This window comes from Streptomyces sp. NPDC048461 (assembly GCF_055587105.1).
In genome coordinates this window covers 30532-46049 of record NZ_JBVJGW010000017.1, presented here as the reverse complement: position 1 = coordinate 46049, position 15518 = coordinate 30532, and the positions used below count along the sequence as shown (strand labels likewise).

The window sequence follows — 15518 nt, the reverse complement described above, 5'->3', positions numbered from 1 at the left end:
TCGACCCCCCGTCGGTGACGCGCGATGCGAGAGTGAGGTCCCCCATGAGGGACAGTGTGGCCGAGATGATCAGGGCGGCCGGGGCGGAACTCGACTCCGCCAAGAAGCTGCTCGGCCAAGCCGGCGAGGTGGCGTGGGACCGCCTCCTCGACTGGCTGGTCGACGACTACTTCCGGGTGGTCGCGCTCGGCCTGGAGAACATCCCGGCCGAGGGCCCCGCCGTGATCGCGGTCAACCACTCCGGTGCCTGGGGCCTGGACGCGTTCGTACTGGACAAGGTCCTGGGCAGGGCCCTGGACCGGCGCGTGCGCTTCCTCGCGGCCCCCTTCGTCTTCCGCACACCCATCCTGGGGCGGCACGCGCGCCGCAACGGCGCGCTCCCGATCGGCCCGACGGCCGGCGTCGACCACCTCAACGCGGGACGGCTCGTCGGGATGTACCCGGAAGGCGTCGCCGGTCTGGAGAAACCGTTCACCGAGCGGTACCGCCTGCGGCCCTTCAACCCCGGCTTCGCGGTCGCCGCCATCCGCTCGGGAGCCCCCGTGGTACCGGTCGGGATCGTCGGAGCGGAGGAGGCGTGCCCCAAGCTCGGCGAGGTGCCGACCCTCGCCCGGCTCCTCGGCGTGCCGTACTTCCCGCTCACCACCCCGTTCCCGCTGCCGTCCAACTGGACCATCACCGTCGGGGAGCCGATCCCGGCGCCGGCGCGGCCCGAGGGTCTGGTCGCCCGCCGGGAGGCCGCCCGACGCCTCAGCGAGACCACGCGCAGCGCCGTTCAGGAGCTGGTCGACCGCGAACTGGCCGATCGGGAAGACCTGTTCGACTGACCTCACCGCGGGCGCCGGATGCCGGCCCGCACCCGCCCGGTGCCCGGTACGCCGGCGCACCCGTGCCTCCCGGCCGGTGCGTCCGGGACGGCATCGGGACGCCGACGGACGTTCTTCGTACGCCTGTTGACGGCCGGTTGGGCCCCGCTGCGCGCCCTTCCGGCATCTGGTACAACACCGGACATGACGGGAACGGGATGCGAGATCGCCGGCGCCGGCGCCGCCGACATGGAACGGATGCGGGCCTGGGCCGAGGAGGAGGGCTGGAATCCGGGGGACTCGGACCGGTTCGCGTTCGCGGCCGCCGACCCGGAGGGCTTCCTCGTCGGCCGTGTCCACGGCGAACCGGTGGCCTGCATCTCCGCGGTGCGCTACGGACGGGACTTCGGCTTCATCGGCTTCTACATCGCGCGCCCCGCCTTCCGCGGGCAGGGGTACGGGATGCGGTTGTGGCGCGCCGGCATGGAACGGCTCCGCGGCCGACTCGTCGGCCTCGACGGGGTCGTGGCCCAGCAGGACAACTACCGCAGGTCCGGGTTCCGTCCGGCGTGGAACAACACCCGGCTGGAAGGGGTGCCCTGGGGGGTGGTGGAGCCCGGGGGAGCGCTGCTGTCGGGCGGGGCCGGGGTGTCCGGCGGATCCGGGGTATCGGGCGGGGCCGGGGTTCCCCGCGTCCCCGCCGGCGTCGAGCTCGTCGACGCCGGGTCGCTCCCCTTCGCGCAGCTCGCCGCCTACGACCGGCGCTTCTTCCCCGCGTCCCGCGACGCCTTCCTGTCGCTCTGGACCGCGTTGCCCGGCAGGACCGCGCTGGCCGCCGTCCGCGACGGGCGGATCGCGGGTCTCGGCGTGGTCCGTCCGTCCGCCGGGCCCTCCCGGGTCGGCCCCCTGTACGCCGACGGTCCCGACGTCGCGGCCGCGCTACTGCGGGGGCTCGCCCGGCACGCCCCCGGCGGTCGGATCTCCGTGGACGTTCCGGACGCGAACCCGGGCGCCGCCGGACTCCTGGCGGGCCTCGGGCTCGTACCGGTCTTCGAGACGGCGCGGATGTACACGGGCCCCGCGCCGGACGCCGACCTCGCCGGGATCTACGGCGTCACGAGCCTCGAACTGGGCTGACAGCGCAGGGTGGTTGCCCTAGTCTGCGCGGTGCCTCGTCGTCGGCGTTCCGGGGGGAACCCATGTCGTACGTGTTACTGCTCGTCGCCGCACTCCTGAGCGTGCTCGGCTGGGTGAACGACAGTCCGGGACTGACCGACGCGAGCTGGGCGGTGTGGGCCGTGGGCATCGCCCTCCTGCTCCTGGGATGGCGGCGCAACCGGAACAAGTTCGCCACCGTCGAGGAGGCGGAGGCCGCGGCGGCCGACGGTGACCCCCGGGCGATGCGCGCGGTCGCGCTGCTGCGGAAGATCGGCGGTGACTTCACCGAGGCGGAGCGGCTGTTGCGGTCCGCCGTCGACCAGGGGGACGTGGAGTCGATGTGGGAGATGGCCCGGCTCGTCGAACAGCGGGACGGGATGCCCGCGTCCGAGCCGTGGTTCCGGATGGCCGCCGAGCACGGTCACTTCTTCGCCAAGCGGCTGTTCCGGCCGGGCCACGCCTTCAACATGGACGGCGGAACGCCCCTGTGAGCCCCGTGTCCCCGGTGAGCCGGACGGCGGTCGCACGGCGCCGCCCGGCTGCGAGGTGACACGGGACCGGCACTCCGGCCGCGGGATCAGGACCGCGGGACGGGTGGCCGGCTCAGAAGCCGAACAGCGCGCCGGTGGCGTTCTCCAGGCCGCACGGGTTGCCGAAGGTGTACGCGTAGCTCATCCGGCGGCCCTCCCACACCCCTTCGGCCCTGACCGTCATCGGATTCCACTCCCTGGTACACGCGGTGTCCGGCGCGGGCGCGGCGAGCACGTCCAACTCCGGGCTGTTGGCGCGTAATTCGGCACACGCGGCGATCGGGTCCGGGTGCGTCCCGCCGGGCGTCGGCGCGCAGACGAGGGTCACCGCCCGCAGTACCGTACCGGCGTCGGCGTCCTCCCCGGCCGTCACGCTGAGCACGAGCGCGGACGGGGCGTACAGGCTCGCCGTGCCGGCCGGGGCGGCGTCGGCCGCTCCCGGCCAGGCCAGCGCGGTGAGCGCGGTGAGCGCCATGGCGGCGGAACCGAGCCCGAGACCCCTTGCGATGGACCGCATTTCGAACACTCCCTTGGGTTGGTGTTTCGGATAGCGGACAGAGTCTTGCCCACGCGCCGCGCGAACGCCCGTTCGCACCCCCAATTCCCGTCACTGATCGTGTACGGATGACCGCAGACCGCAGCGGTGCAGGTCGACTGACCAGTACGGGAACAGCCCTCCGAATCGGCCGAAGACCGACGCGTAGACCCTCCCGAAACCTTCCCGCAACATGCCGGAAGCCGCCGGGAGGCCGACTGCGGACCGTCCGGCGGCTTCGGGGCCGGGCCCGCCGCGGGGGCGGGGCCCGGGTGCTCAGCGGGCCGCGGTGTGGGGTGCGTACAGGTCGAGGAGGCGGGTGCGGGTCTGGTGCAGCCGCAGGGCGAGCACGCGCCCGACCCAGTGCCCCACCGCCGACCCGAAGGCCGGATCGGCGTCCATCAGCATCCGCATGCGGGGCCCGTCGAACTCGTACGCGCGCACCGGCGTCATCGCCTCGGCGCCCAGCTGCCACACGTACGGAGGGAACAGCCACGACCATCCCACCAGCTCACCGGGACCGAGGTTCTCCACGGAGGCGGGCCGGCGGCCGGGCACCGGGATCTCCAGGGTCACGGTCCCGGAGCGCACGATCCAGAAGGACTCCGCGCGGGAGCCCTCGTCGAAGATCCGTGCGCCCTCCCGGAAGTGGACCTCCCGAGCCTGCGACATCAGCCGTCCGCGGTGCTCGGTGGACAGGACGGCGGCGATCCGGATGGGAGAAGGTGTGCTCACGACGGCCTCCGATCACGACCCCCCGGTGGCTCCTGCTCATCCCAGTGTCGCCGACACCCGGGCGATCGTGAGCGGTCGCGCACGGCTTCTTCCCGGGGTACTCTCCCGGCGCCCGCGCGCGGGCCGATGCGGGCACGGCGCGGGACGTCGTACGGGCCCGCCCCGGTCCTCGGCGGCCCGGTCCTCGGCGACCCGTCCCCGGCGGCCTCCCCGGCGGCCGGTCCCCGGGGTCCGGCGAGATCCGTCGGGACGGCCTAGTCCTCGGCGCTCGCCTCCAGGCAGGCCAGCTCGACCGCGTCCAGCACCGCCTCGTGGCTGCGCCCGCTCAGCTCCGCGACGTTCTCGATCTGCGCCGTCGCCCAGGCCGCGAGCGTCATCACCAGCACGCGCAGGCCGTCCGTGCCGTGTTCCGCCAGGATCGCATCGGCGACGATCATGGCGTCCTCGGGCACCTGCTCCGGCGGCTCCAGGCCCGCGAGGCCGCGCAGCATCGTCAGGGTGCGGCGGGAGATCTCCGGCGTCATCCTCGCCAGCCGCATGTCTTCTTCGTCGTCCATCAGCCCCACCTCCGGTGCCGTGCCCGTTCCCCCAGGGGCACGGTAGAGGGGCCCGGGCCCGGTGCGTGGCGCTTTCGCCAGGGTGGCCGGGGACGAACGGGTGGCGGCGGCGGGTTCCGGTTGACGCGATCCGGATCATGCCGCGACGAATCACACCTTTCCGTTCTCGACCTTGCCCGCACGGGCCGTCCCTCCTGCTGAGGTGTCGCGATGCCGTGGTGTCGCGACCCCGTGGTGCCGCACCGTCCGCCGATTCCCCCCGTCCGCACGTCCGTTGGCTTCCCAGCTCGACGACCGGCCGGTAACCTGCCCGCGGCGCGGCCCGCCCCGGGCGGCCGACCCCGGCAGGAGCGAGATGAAGAGCCTCATGCGCGCCGTCCTCTGTGCCCTGCTGCTGGTGGCCGGGGGGCCGCCCGCCCTGGCCGCCGCGCCACCGGAGCCGGCACCCGCCGCCGTGGAGGCCTGGACCCCGCCGCTGTCCACCCGCGGCCGCCACATCGTCGACGCCCGGGGCGAGCGGATGCGCCTGCGCTCCGGGAACTGGGACGGCGCCCAGGGCTCCTGGAACGGTTCCGGCGACCGCGACGACCCGGCCGCGCACCACAGCGGGCAGAACGCGCACGGCATCCCGCTCGGCCTGGACCGCGTGCCGATGTCCGCCCTGCTCGCCGACTTCCGCTCCCTCGGGCTCAACAGCATCCGGCTGCCGTTCTCCAACGAGATGCTCCGCACCACGGCTCCGGTCCCCGACGCGGCCGTCGCCGCCAATCCCGGCCTGCGCGGCCGGACCCCGCTCCAGGTCTTCGACGCCGTGGTCGGCGCCCTGACCGACGGCGGGTTCGCCGTCATCCTCAACAACCACACCGTCACCACGCGCTGGTGCTGCGGCCTCGACGGCAACGAACGCTGGAACAGCGGCCGTTCCACCGCGCAGTGGGCCGACGACTGGGTGTTCCTCGCCCGCCGCTACCGCGACAACCCGCGCGTGGTCGGCGCCGACCTGTACAACGAGGTCCGCCGGGACCTCCTCGACGACCCGAACTGGGGCCTCGGCGACCAGCACGACTGGCACGCCGCCGCCCAGGAAGCCGCCGACCGCATTCTCACCGAGGCCAATCCCGACCTGCTCGTCGTGGTCGAGGGCATCAACTGGACCGGCCTGCCCGTCGACGGCTTCCCGCACGGCCGCCCGACCCTCACGCCCGTCCGCACCCTCTCCCACACCTTGGCCGTCTCCGGCAAACTGGTCTACTCGGCCCACTTCTACGGCTACACCGGCCCGCGGCACAGCGGCGCCACCGGGATCGGGGAGACCAGCGACCCCCGCTATCAGGACCTGACCGCCGAGCAGCTCGAACAGACCCTCACCGAGCAGGCCTTCTTCGTCTCCGCGGAGACCGGCGCGCACTTCACCGCGCCCGTCTGGATCAGCGAGTTCGGCATCGGGGCCGACGAGAACGGCGCCGCCTCCCGCACCTGGTTCGCGCGCCTCACCGACCGGCTGATCCGCTCCGACGCCGACTTCGCGTACTGGCCCCTCGTCGGCTGGAGCACGACCGCGCAGGGCGCCCCGGGCGGCGACACCTGGGCCGTGCTCCGGTACGACGCCGCGGGCCGCCGCTCCGGGGTGCTCGACCCCGCCGACTGGCGCACCGGCCCCTGGACGGCCCTGGCCTCCGCCCCCGGCCGTACCGGGCCGGTCCCCGTCACCCCCGCCTGGTACCAGCTCACCACCGACCACCGCGACCACAACGCCTCCCTGCGGACCCGGGCCGGCGGCGACTGGGACGCCGGGGCCCGCAAGGCGGTGTGCCCCGACGGATCCCGGCTGGCCGGGCTCGCCCACACCGGCGGGCGCGGCCTGTGCTCCACCTCCGACCTGCGTGCCGCGGCCGGCGGGCACACGGTGGTCCGCGACGAGGCGTACGTACCGCCGGGTGGCGACTGGGCCACCGGCTACACGAAGTTCCAGTGCCCGCCCGGCCAGTTCCTGACGGGCTACAGCCGCCGGGGCGACCGGGTGTCGGCGGCCCTGTGCGCCCCGGCCCGTACGGCTCTCCCCGCGGGCGGGCGCACGCTGTGGTTCGACCGCGGCGACAACCGCCCGCCGGGCGGTCCCGGAGCCGACTTCGCCGCCGGGCACTACAAGGGGCAGTGCCTGCCGACCGAGTACGCGGCGGGCATCGCCTTCACCACCCGCGCGGCGGCCCGCCCCTCCCCGGCGGCCCTGCTCTGCCGCCCCCTGCCCCCGGCCTGACCCGCGCCCCGGGCGGCCCCCTTGCCGTACGTGCGTTCGCCGCCGAACCGGTGTGCGGGCGGTGTCGGGGGCGTTCCCGGAGCGATTCGGCATCTGATGTGCCAAGTGGGGTGAACCGAGCCGCGATCCGCCCTAGGGTGCGGCCGTACGCATGGTTGTGGACAGCTGACGGCTGTTTTCGGCCATGACTCACCCGGCCGCGCGTGACACGGCCGCACCGCACCACCGAACTGGGGGGTTCATGCGTAGATCCAGAGGCCTCGCGGCCGCCCTCGCCCTGTCCGTTGCCGCCACCGGCGCGAGCATCGGCCTCGGCCTCGTGCCGCAGGCGGCGGCGATCACCCCGCCCGTCGCCTTCACCGCCGACGCCCTGCCGACCTGGCAGCCCAACGGAGTCGTCTGGGCCCTCGCCGAAGCCGGCGGCAAGGTCTTCGTCGGCGGCACCTTCTCCGTCATCCGCCCGCCCGCGGGCGGCGCCGGCAGCGAGCAGTCCGCCGTGAACTTCGCCGCGCTCGACGCGGCGACCGGCGCTCCCACCGCCTGCACCCTGTCCTTCACCGTCGGCGGCGGCACCGCAACCGTCCGCGCGCTCACCCTCTCGCCCGACCGGCAGACCCTCTACGCGGGCGGCTACTTCGGGGCCGTGAACGGCACCCCCGTCTCCAGCCTCGCCGCGATCGACGTGGCGACCTGCACCGTGAAGACCGGCTTCCGCCCGGCGTTCGCCGCCACCGTCCGCGCCCTCGCCGTCACCGGCGACACCGTCTACGCGGGCGGAGACTTCCTCACCGTCGCCGGCCAGCAGCGCGAGCGCTTCGCCGCGGTCGACGCGGACGACGGGGCGCTGCGCCCCTTCACGGCCGACGCCGACGAGCCCGGCCGGGCCGTCGAGGTCACCCCCGACGGCAGCAAGGTCATCCTCGGCGGGGACTTCTTCACCGTCAACGGCGTGAACACGCACGCGCTGGCCGTCGTCGACTCCGCCACCGGCGCGCTCGCCCGGTCCTACCCCGGCTTCATCGAGAACAACTCGGTGGTCAAGGACGTCGCCACCGACGCGACCGGCTTCTACACCGCCAACGAGGGCACCGGCGGCGGCGTCTTCGACGGCCGCATCGCCCTCAACCTCGGCGACCTGGGCCAGCGCTGGCGCGACACCTGCCTCGGCGCGACCCAGGCGGTCCTCCCGTACCAGGACGTGCTCTACAGCGCCTCGCACGCCCACGACTGCTCCAGCGTCGGGGAGTTCCCCGACGGCCAGCGCCACCACCTCCTCGCGCAGCCGACCACCGGCACCGGCAAGCTGGGCTGGGCGCCCGACACCAACGACGGCATCGGCGAGGGCATCGGCCCGCGCGTCATGGCGGTCGGTTCCAAGAGCGGCGTCGAGTACCTCTGGGTCGGCGGCGAGTTCACCACCGTCAACGGCTCCGCCCAGCAGAGCCTGACCCGCTTCGCCTCCACCGGGGACACCGGAGCGCCCACCGTGCCGGTGGCCAGTGCGGTCAGCTTCGCGCCCGGCGAGGCCCAGGTCCGCTGGCGGACCAGCCTCGACCTGGACGACAGCGCCCTGACGTACAAGATCTACCGCAACGGCGCGGCCACCCCGATCGCCACGGTCAACGCCGACTCGCTGTTCTTCCGGCGCCCGCAGGCCTCGTGGACCGACACCACCGTCTCGCCGGGACAGTCGTACACGTACCGCGTCACGGCCACCGACGCGGCCGGCAACGCCAGCGCCCTGTCGGGGACGGCGAGCGTGACGGTGCCCACCTCGGTGGACGGCTACCCGAACCAGGTCCGGGCCGACGGCGCGCAGCAGTTCTGGCGCTACGACGAGTCCGCGCTGCCCTTCGCCGCCGACTCCTCGGCGGGCGGCAACCAGGCGGGCGTGCACCTGAACGGCCCGGCCCTGCGCCAGACGCCCGGGGCCGTCACCGGCGCCAGCACGGCGATCGGCTTCGACGGCACGGACACCCAGGTGTACGGCGACAAGCGCCAGACGGTGGGCGGCACGTACTCCGTCGAGACCTGGTTCCGCACGAACACCACCCGCGGCGGCAAGCTCGTCGGCTTCGGCAACAACCAGGACCGGACGAGCAGCCAGTACGACAAGCACGTCTACATGACCAACGACGGCCGGCTGGTCTTCGGCGTCTACACCGGGGCCACCCGCACCGTCACCACCAGCGCCGCCTACAACGACAACGCCTGGCACCACGTCGTCGCGACCCAGGGGCCGGGCGGGATGACCCTGTACGTGGACGGCGTCCAGAAGGGCACCCTCAACGTCACCACGCACGAGAACTACTCGGGCTACTGGCACGCCGGCGGTGACAACCTCAACGGCTGGCCGGACCGGCCGACCAGCGACTTCTGGGCGGGCAGGCTCGACGAGACCGCCGTGTACCCGACCGTCCTGAGCGCGGCGCAGGTGCAGAACCACTTCACCCTCGCCTCCGCCCCGGCCGACTCGGTCGTGGAGGTGACCGCCTCCGAGGACACCTACGCCAACGCCGGCGCGCCCGGTACCAACTACGGGACCTCCGGCTCCCTGGCGGTGCGCGGCAGCTCGTTCTACGCGAGCTACCTGCGCTTCGACCTGCCCGCGGCGCCCGCGGGCACGGTGCTCAAGTCGGCCGTCCTCGGCGTGAAGACGAGCACGATGAGCGGCGCCGGCACCACGGACACCGTGTCGGTGGTCCCGGTCACCGGGGCGTGGACCGAGGCGGGCACCACCTACACCAACCGCCCGGCCCTGGGCGGTACGGCGCTCGGCGCCTTCGCGGGCATCCCGGACGGCTCGGCGGTGCACTCCACCGGGCTGAACACCGCGACCGTGGCGGCCGCGCTCGGCACCGGCTACGGGCTGGCGCTGACCAGCACCGGTACGGACGCGCTGTGGCTGTGGTCCTCGGAGGCCCAGGCCAACGAGGGGACCCCGCGGCTGACGCTGACCTTCGGCGCGCCGTAGCCGACGGCCCGACGGGCGAGGGGGTGCGGGCCGGGGAACGGCTCGCGCCCCCTCGCGCTGTTCCGGGCCCCCTTCGTTGCCGAACCGTGATGAGTTTTTGGCATGAGAGGCCAAGTATTCGTTCCGCCGCCGCGTCGACGACTACAAAGGACCGCAGCGAGCCAATCCCGGCGAAGCGAACGGCGCCAGCCGTCGACGACCGGGTCCCTGCGGAAGGCGGTGGATGTTCCGTGCGTGAGTGCGGCAGGACCGAACCGATTGCGGTCGATTTCCCTCCGGGAAGTACGAGTTCCGGCGCTGCCACCTGATGCGCGCCGTCACGCTGAATCCCGTCACGCTGAATCCCGTCTCGTTTTCCGTGGAGTGCGCCTCCGCGGAGGACTACCGACTCCTCGCGTCGACCATCCGCTCCAGAGCTGCGGAGGCGCGGGCCTTCTCGAGAAATGCGGGGGGCGGGGAGGCGCGCGTTCGCTACCTCCCCGTGCGCATGCAGCAGAGAGGCCTTTTCGTCGAGCTCTACATCGAACTCCGGGTGCACAATCCCGGGATTCGCATCGTGGGGTTCCGCAACACCTTCGAGGACGGGCAGGCCCCGCCGGAAGCCCATTTCCGCCACGTGCGGGACTCGGTCGCCCCACCGGGCGTCCCCCGGGCGGAGGCCCTGCCGTTCGGCGGGGGCCGCTCCCTGGAGGCAGCGGCCGGCGCGGGACGGACGAACCTGCCCCTGGGGCGCCGCTCCATGGTCAACGCGGTCATCTGGCTGCACCGCAACACCGACCCGAAGTGCACCGCACGGGCCATCCTCGTGCTCTCGGAAATGCTCTGCGAAGCAGCCCGCTCGCCCGTCCTGGCGGACGAGATGTCACGCGTCTGGATGACCGGCGGACCCCTGTCGTCCGCGATGCGGGCGGCCGCCTGACAGGGTGCGTCCGACCGACCCGCCGCATTTCCCGCAGCGGCCGCACGGGCGGCCGTCCGGGTGACGGCACCGTATGACGTCCGCGGAATTGCCGGACGCGCGGAAGTATTTCCCTGCCGTTTTATGTGTCGTGTCCTCACATGCCTGCGCGGAGACCGCCGCGCGGATTCCATGTGCCTGTCCGGCGCGTTTCGGACCCTCGATGGCCACATGGTTCGACGGGCCCGGTCGCAGGTTTCCGGACAGTCGAAAGATTCTTCAAAGAAGCACCAATCCAAGGGCGTTGGCACCCCGAAGAAGTAGCGAGAACCTCTCCGAGGACTCATTTCCACCCCGCACGATCTGTGATTCCCCGTCCGGGAATCCATGGAACAGGAGCGAATGTGATAGTCAAGCGCACCGGCCGCCTCGTGGTGCTCGCCGCCGTACCCGCCGCCGTGTTCCTGACCGTCGGCCTCGCCGGCCCGGCCCTCGCCGACGCGGGGAAGGCCTATCAGATCGACCTGGCCCAGCTGAACGGGTCCGGGGCCAAGGGGACCGTCATGCTCAGCCTCAAGGGCCGGCAGCTCACCGTGCAGATCGAGTCCGAGGGCATGGTGCCCGGACAGCCGTCGGCCCAGCACCTGCACGGCTCCACCAAGGCCCACGACTTCCACTGCCCGGACGCCAGCGACGACACCGACGGCGACGGCATCCTCAGCAACACCGAGGCCACGGTCGACTACGGCGACATCAACATCTCCCTCACCACGTCCGGGAGCACCGAGGCGGCCAGCGGTCTCGCCGTCGACCGCATGCCCGTCGCCGACAAGCAGGGCAAGATCTCCTACAAGCGCACGATCCCCGTCGGCCAGGACGTCGTCGACAGCATCAAGGACCTGCACGTCGTGCAGCACGGGATCGACCGCAACAACAACGACAAGTACGACTTCGAGGGCGCCGGCAAGAGCGAGCTCGACCCGAAGCTGCCGCAGGAGGCCACGGCCCCCACCAACTGCGGAGAGGTCAAGGGAGCGGCCGTGGGCTCCATTCCGGTCGGCGGCATCGAGACCGGCGGCAGCGCCCCGCAGGGTGCGTCGGCGCCGACGGCGACGATGGCCGGAGCCGCCATCGCCCTGTCCGTCGCGGCGTTCGGCGCGGTGACCGCCGCACGCCGGCGGGTGACCGCCGTCCCCGTACGCAAGAACACCACGGGCGGCGCCGCGTGAAGCCCGCCGCCCCCCGGGTCCGCCCGCCCGCCGTGCGCCGCCGCCGCCGGGTTTCGGGCCCCCTGGCCGCCGCCGCGCTCGCCACCCTCTTCCTCGCGGGGTGCTCCGGCCAGGATCCGGCGGCGCCCTCCACCCCGCAGGGCCAGGCCCCGCAGGGGCAGTCCCAACCGGGCGGGGCGCCGGCCGCCGGCGCGGACGTCCCCGCCGGGGAGGCGTCCCCGGGCGGGCACAGCGCGTCGCCCGGAGCCGGGGCGCACAGCGGAGCGGGCGCGGGGGCCCAGGCCAAGCCCGCGCTGGCGCGGTCGGAGCCGCAGAAGATCTCGATCCCGTCGCTCGGCGTCTCCAGCTCGCTGGAGACGCTGCAGCAGAACGCGGACGGAACCATGCAGACCCCGAAGGACCCGGGCCTCGCGGGCTGGTACGAACCGGGACCGACCCCCGGTTCCCAGGGGCCGGCCGTGATCGCCGGCCACGTCACCTGGAACGGCTCGGCCGCCGTGTTCGAGAAGCTGAAGACGATGAAGGCCGGCGACACGATCAAGGTGACCCGGCGGGACAACAAGACGGTCACCTTCACGGTGAACCGGGTCGCCGAGTACCCGAAGGCCGAGTTCCCGACGCTGGAGGTCTACAAGAACCTCGACCACGCGGGCCTTCGGCTGGTCACCTGCGGCGGTGACTTCGACCCGAAGAAGCACTACTACAACAGCAACGTGGTCGTGTTCGCCCAGATGACGGGCACCGCGTAGTCCGGCGCCGGGACCGGGAGGGGCGTCCGTCGGCCGCAGTGCGGTCCTGCGGCCGACGGCCCCCGGAGCGGTCGCCGGATTCCGCGGGCGGAGCCGCGGGCGCCGCGACGGTCAGGCCCGGTCCTCGTGGTGCACGTGGGCCAACACCTGCCGGAGCAGGGCTTCGACGTGCGCGTCGTGCAGCTCGTAGACCACGTTGCGGCCGTCGCGGCGGCCGGTGACGAGGTCGAGGTGGCGCAGCAGGCGCAGGTGGTTGGAGACCGTGGGCTGGCCGAGGCCGAGGTCCTCCGCGAGGTCGCCGACCGAGCAGGGGGAGTCCAGCAGGCGGGCCAGGATGCGCACGCGGGCGGGGGAGGCGAGGCCCTGCATGATCTCCGCGACGGCGGCCGCGTCCGGCTCGGAGAGCAGGGGCGGGGTGGCGGCCGAGGGTTCCATGGCGGTCACCCTAAGGCAGATGATCAGGATCTGCACAGGTGTACATATTCAAAAGTGCTGATATATTGATGTTATGAGCGAAGAAGTGAAGAACCAGGAGCGGACCCACCGCCACGGCGCCCCGGGCGAGCGTGCCGAGCTGGTCAGCGCCCTCCTCGCCCTCGTCGTCTACCTCGCCGGCCTCGCCCTCCGCCTCACCGGTGACGGTGGCCCGGCGTCCCTGGCCCTGTTCGTCGCGGCCTACGTCTTCGGCGGCTTCTTCACCTTCCGCGAAGCCCTCGCCACCCTGCGCCGGGGACGGTTCCAGGTCGACTTCCTCATGCTCGTCGCCGCAGCGGGAGCCGCCGCCATCGGCCGCTGGGAGGAGGGTGCCGTCCTCCTCGTCCTCTTCAGCCTCGGCCACGCCCTGGAGGGCCACGCGATGGGCCGCACCCGGCGTTCGATCGAGGCCCTCGCCGACCTCGCCCCGCGCACCGCCCTCGTCCGGCGCGGCGCCGGGGCGCCGTACGAGGTGCCCGTGACGGAGTTGGCCCTCGGCGACACCGTGCTGGTGCGCCCGCACACCCGCGTCCCGGCCGACGGGTTCGTCGCCTCGGGCACCAGCAGCGTCGACCAGTCGCCCGTCACCGGCGAGAGCGTCCCCGCGGACAAGACCCCCGTGGCCGACCCGGCCGCCGCACTCGCCGACCCGGCCGCTGCCGGCCCCGACAGCACGGTCCACGCGGGTACCGTCAACGGCCCCGGCACCCTCGACGTGGTCGTCACCCGGCTCGCCGGCGACACCACCCTGGCACGGGTCGTCCGCCTCGTACGGGACGCCGACCGGCGGACCTCGCCGACCCAGCGCTTCACCGACCGCTTCCAGAAGGTCTTCGTACCGGGCGTGCTCGTGCTCGTCGCCGTCCTCCTGGCCGTCGGCGCCGCCACCGGCGAACCCTTCACCGACACCTTCTACCGCGCCATGGCCGTCCTCGTCGCCGCCAGCCCCTGCGCCCTGGCCATCGCCACCCCGGCCGCCGTGCTGAGCGCCGTGGGCCGCGCCGCCCGCGGCGGCGTCCTGGTCAAGGGCGGTGCGCCGCTGGAGGAGTTCGGCCGGCTGCGCACCCTCGCCTTCGACAAGACGGGCACCCTCACCGAGGGCCGCCCCCGCCTCACCGAGATCGAGCCGGCCGCCGGAGCGGGGCGCGAGGAACTGCTGCGGACGGCGGTCGCCGCGCAGAGCCTCAGCGACCACCCGCTCGCCCGTGCCGTCGTGCGGGACGGGACGCCCCTCGTCACCGGTGGCCCGCTGCCCCGGGCCGGGAACCTCCGCGCGGTCATCGGCCGCGGCGTCACCGCCGAGTTCGACGGCCGGCCGGTCCACATCGGCAGCCTCGCCTACGCCGACACCCTCACCGGCCCGCCCGTCCCGGCCGCCCTGCGCGACCGTACGGAGGAACTCGCGCGCACCGGCCGCACCACCATGCTCGTCCGCAGCGGTGACCGGTGGCTCGGCACCCTCGGCCTGATGGACGCGCCGCGCCCCGGGGCCGCCGACACGGTCGCCGCACTGCGCCGGCTCGGGATCGCCCGCACCGTGATGCTGTCCGGCGACGACCAGCGGGTCGCCGACGCGGTCGGCCGCGAGGTCGGCATGGACGAGGTCCGCGGCGGTCTGATGCCGCAGGACAAGGCCGACGAGGTCACCCGGCTGCGCCGCACCGGCCGGACCGCGATGATCGGCGACGGCGTCAACGACGCACCCGCCATGGCCGGCGCGACCGTCGCCGTGGCGATGGGCGGGGCCGGATCCGCGGTGGCCCTGGAGACGGCGGACATCGCGCTGATGTCCGACGACCTGAGCCGCCTGCCCTTCGTCACCGGCCTCAGCCGTCGGGCGAGCCGGATCATCCGGCAGAACCTCTGGCTCAGCCTCGGCATCGTCGCCGTCCTCGTCCCGGCCACCGCGCTCGGCCTGGGGATCGGCCCCGCGGTCCTCGTCCACGAGGGATCCACCCTGCTGGTGGTGGGCAACGCGCTGCGGCTGCTGCGCCACCCGGACGACCGGGGCACGCTCAGCCCAGCCGGTAGCCGAACGCGTATGCGACCGAGGTCTCCCCGTGGCGGTAGGTGAACCCGCCGGACCCGCTCAGTCCGGCGAGTTCCCCGGTGCCGGAGCCGGGGACCACCGCGAAACGGCAGGTGGTGCCGCCGGGGTCGAAGGTGCCGGACTCCTCCAGCACGAAGGACCCCGCACGGCCGTCGACGCTGCCGGACACCAGCTCCATGCCGGTGTAGGTGCCGACGTTCTCCCCGGTGTAGGCGATCGTGTACGCGCAGTCGGTGGCGGCCGCCTCCACTCCGCCGGTGAACGTGTTCGTGACGAGGGCCCGGGCGAGCCGGGGGGTCCCGTCGGGGGAGCCGACGGGAAGCTCCTCCCAACCCGCGTACGTGAAGTGCCCGGAGGTCTCCACGGAGGCGGTCGAGGGCTCCGGGCCCCGGGCACGGTCGGGGGTGAAGGTGGACATGGTGATCCTCTCGGCGGGCCGGACGGCAGTTCCGCCCGGCGGGTGAACAGGGGGCCGGCCGGGAACCGGCCGACGTCCCGCCGGAGATCGCTCCGGCGGTGCCCACAGGCTGTCAGCCGTACCTGACACCTCCTGTCAGGTACGGGAC

14 protein-coding genes are annotated in these 15518 nt (G+C 73.5%); 9 read left to right on the top strand and 5 right to left on the bottom strand.

Annotation, left to right across the window (positions count from 1 at the left end):
• The first annotated feature begins 44 nt into the window (after positions 1-44).
• The 3 genes from ACZ6S8_RS26520 (at position 45) to ACZ6S8_RS26510 (ending at position 2455) form a co-directional block, all read left to right on the top strand.
• Complete coding sequence (locus ACZ6S8_RS26520; protein WP_469459803.1) at positions 45-827, top strand: lysophospholipid acyltransferase family protein; 783 nt, start codon at positions 45-47, stop codon at positions 825-827.
• 183 nt (positions 828-1010) lie between these two features.
• Positions 1011-1943: a GNAT family N-acetyltransferase gene (locus ACZ6S8_RS26515; RefSeq protein ID WP_469459801.1), complete on the top strand. Its 933-nt coding sequence runs from the start codon at positions 1011-1013 to the stop codon at positions 1941-1943.
• Positions 1944-2005: 62 nt separating this feature from the next.
• Complete coding sequence (locus tag ACZ6S8_RS26510) at positions 2006-2455, top strand: sel1 repeat family protein (RefSeq protein ID WP_469459800.1); 450 nt, start codon at positions 2006-2008, stop codon at positions 2453-2455.
• A 112-nt stretch (positions 2456-2567) separates the two neighbouring features.
• On the opposite strand, the gene ACZ6S8_RS26505 is transcribed toward ACZ6S8_RS26510, so the two are convergent.
• The 3 genes from ACZ6S8_RS26505 to ACZ6S8_RS26495 all read right to left on the bottom strand — a co-directional run bounded on the left by ACZ6S8_RS26505 (position 2568) and on the right by ACZ6S8_RS26495 (position 4321).
• Positions 2568-3011 (bottom strand): subtilase-type protease inhibitor, encoded by a 444-nt coding sequence (locus tag ACZ6S8_RS26505; protein ID WP_469459798.1) that lies wholly within the window; start codon positions 3009-3011, stop codon positions 2568-2570.
• 294 nt (positions 3012-3305) lie between these two features.
• Entirely contained in the window at positions 3306-3764 is a 459-nt protein-coding gene (locus ACZ6S8_RS26500) for a Crp/Fnr family transcriptional regulator (protein WP_469459797.1), read from the bottom strand.
• A gap of 254 nt (positions 3765-4018) precedes the next feature.
• Entirely contained in the window at positions 4019-4321 is a 303-nt protein-coding gene (locus ACZ6S8_RS26495; protein ID WP_383925254.1) for a hypothetical protein, read from the bottom strand.
• Positions 4322-4676: 355 nt separating this feature from the next.
• On the opposite strand from ACZ6S8_RS26495, the gene ACZ6S8_RS26490 reads away from it, so the two are divergent.
• From ACZ6S8_RS26490 to ACZ6S8_RS26470, 5 genes are all read left to right on the top strand, one after another.
• Complete coding sequence (locus ACZ6S8_RS26490) at positions 4677-6578, top strand: glycoside hydrolase family 5 protein (protein ID WP_469459795.1); 1902 nt, start codon at positions 4677-4679, stop codon at positions 6576-6578.
• Positions 6579-6819: 241 nt separating this feature from the next.
• Positions 6820-9552, top strand: coding sequence for a DNRLRE domain-containing protein (locus ACZ6S8_RS26485; protein WP_469459793.1), 2733 nt, complete (start codon positions 6820-6822; stop codon positions 9550-9552).
• A gap of 307 nt (positions 9553-9859) precedes the next feature.
• Entirely contained in the window at positions 9860-10471 is a 612-nt protein-coding gene (locus tag ACZ6S8_RS26480; protein WP_469459792.1) for a ribosome-inactivating family protein, read from the top strand.
• 383 nt (positions 10472-10854) lie between these two features.
• Entirely contained in the window at positions 10855-11679 is an 825-nt protein-coding gene (locus ACZ6S8_RS26475; protein WP_469459790.1) for a hypothetical protein, read from the top strand.
• A complete protein-coding gene (locus ACZ6S8_RS26470) occupies positions 11676-12428 on the top strand; it encodes a class F sortase (protein WP_469459789.1) in 753 nt (250 codons plus the stop codon). Before ACZ6S8_RS26475 ends, ACZ6S8_RS26470 begins: the two co-directional genes overlap by 4 nt.
• 111 nt (positions 12429-12539) lie before the next feature.
• Here the strand turns inward: ACZ6S8_RS26470 and ACZ6S8_RS26465 are convergent, their stop codons facing one another.
• Positions 12540-12863, bottom strand: coding sequence for an ArsR/SmtB family transcription factor (locus ACZ6S8_RS26465; protein ID WP_469459787.1), 324 nt, complete (start codon positions 12861-12863; stop codon positions 12540-12542).
• A 73-nt stretch (positions 12864-12936) separates the two neighbouring features.
• Between ACZ6S8_RS26465 and ACZ6S8_RS26460 the strand changes: the two genes are divergently transcribed.
• Complete coding sequence (locus tag ACZ6S8_RS26460) at positions 12937-14976, top strand: heavy metal translocating P-type ATPase (RefSeq protein WP_469459786.1); 2040 nt, start codon at positions 12937-12939, stop codon at positions 14974-14976.
• Here the strand turns inward: ACZ6S8_RS26460 and ACZ6S8_RS26455 are convergent.
• A complete protein-coding gene (locus ACZ6S8_RS26455; protein ID WP_469459784.1) occupies positions 14918-15370 on the bottom strand; it encodes a DUF3224 domain-containing protein in 453 nt (150 codons plus the stop codon). The two genes, ACZ6S8_RS26460 and ACZ6S8_RS26455, sit on opposite strands and share 59 nt — an antisense overlap.
• Positions 15371-15518 lie beyond the last annotated feature (148 nt).